Consider the following 1,553-nt stretch of genomic DNA (forward strand, 5'->3'; position numbering starts at 1 on the left):
GCGGCCGCCCTCGCCTCCCTCGGCATCTGGTTCGAGATCATCCTCATGCAGCTGCTGGTCCGGCACATCTACGACAAGCCGCTGACCAGCAACCACGTCCGCTACGCGCTCACCGAGATCGCCGACGAGTGCCGTCACTCGATGATGTTCGCCCGCATGATCCAGACGGGCGGCGCCCCCGCCTACCCGGTCTCCCGCGCCAACCACAACCTCGCCCGGATCCTGAAGACGATCTCCACCACGCCCGGCTCCTTCGCCTGCACCCTCCTCGGCGAGGAGATCCTCGACTGGATGCAGCGCCTGACCTTCCCGGACGAGCGCATCCAGCCCCTCGTGCGCGGAGTGACCCGCATCCACGTCATCGAGGAGGCCCGGCACGTCCGCTACGCCCGCGAGGAACTGCGCCGCCAGATGCTGACCGCCCCCCGCTGGGAACGCGAACTCACCCGCCTCAGCTGCGGCGAGGCCGCCCGCGTCTTCTCCCTCGCCTTCGTGAACCCGGCCGTCTACGACAACGTCGGGCTCGACCGGCGCGAGGCCGTCGCCCAGGTCAGGGCCAGCGGCCACCGCCGCGAGGTCATGCAGACCGGCGCCAAGCGGCTCACCGACTTCCTCGACGACATCGGCGTCCTGCGCGGAGCCGGCCGCCGCCTCTGGAAGAGCTCCGGCCTCCTCGCGTAAGTCCCCCGCGAGCCGCACCGTACGTCTACGCTGCGGACATGACCGTACGCACCGTACGTGCCTACCGCAGACTGAGCGTCGAGGAGCGGCGAGCCCAACTCCTCGACGCGGCCCTGTCGCTGTTCGCGCACCGGGCCCCGGAGGAGATCTCCCTCGACGACGTCGCGGAGGCCGCGGGCGTCTCGCGGCCGCTGGTCTACCGCTACTTCCCCGGCGGCAAACAGCAGCTGTACGAGGCCGCCCTGCGCTCGGCGGCGGACGTCCTCGAACTGTGCTTCGCCGAGCCCCAGGCGGGGCCCCTCACCGGCCGGCTCTCCCGCGTCCTCGACCGCTACCTGGCCTTCGTCGACGAACACGACGCCGGCTTCGCCGCCCTCCTGCAGGGCGGCAGCGTCGTGGAGACCTCCCGCACCACCGCCACGGTGGACGGCATCCGCCGCGCCGCCGCCGAACAGATCCTCCTCCACCTGGACGTCCCCGCCCCCGGACCGGGGCCACGGCTGAGGATGATGGTCCGCACCTGGATCACGGCGGTCGAGGCGGCCTCCCTCATCTGGCTGGACGAGGGCAAGCAGCCGGAGGCCACCACCCTCCGGGACTGGCTGGTGGACCAGTTCATCGCCCTCCTGACCGCCACCGCCGCCACCGACCCGCAAACGGCTGCCGCCGCCCGCGCCGCCCTCGCCCTGGAACACCCGGACGGCCCGGCGGGCCTCCTCGCCCGGCGCGTGATCCCGGTGGTCTCCGAGGCCGCCCACCTGCTGTGACACTGGTGGGGTGAAGAGCGAACCGACCCCGTTCGAGGGCGGCCCGATGGACGGCCGGGTCCTCCCGATCCTCCTCGGCCCGACGGGACACCCGCCGAAGTGGTA

General features: G+C 72.2%; 2 protein-coding genes. Both read left to right on the top strand.

The window, feature by feature from the left end; translation table 11 throughout:
* Positions 1-681: AurF N-oxygenase family protein (locus VR44_RS35805; RefSeq protein ID WP_045951829.1), on the top strand; the 681-nt coding region annotated here is incomplete at its 5' end.
* 38 nt (positions 682-719) lie between these two features.
* Positions 720-1,448: a TetR/AcrR family transcriptional regulator gene (locus tag VR44_RS35810; RefSeq protein ID WP_045951830.1), complete on the top strand. Its 729-nt coding sequence runs from the start codon at positions 720-722 to the stop codon at positions 1,446-1,448.
* Positions 1,449-1,553 lie beyond the last annotated feature (105 nt).

Source organism: Streptomyces katrae, assembly GCF_000966975.1.
In the GTDB taxonomy this organism is placed as follows: domain Bacteria; phylum Actinomycetota; class Actinomycetes; order Streptomycetales; family Streptomycetaceae; genus Streptomyces; species Streptomyces katrae.

Excerpts from the sequence above, each read along its gene's own strand:
- VR44_RS35810 (WP_045951830.1), top strand. The coding sequence starts at position 720 with ATGACCGTACGCACCGTACGTGCCTACCGCAGACTGAGCGTCGAGGAG.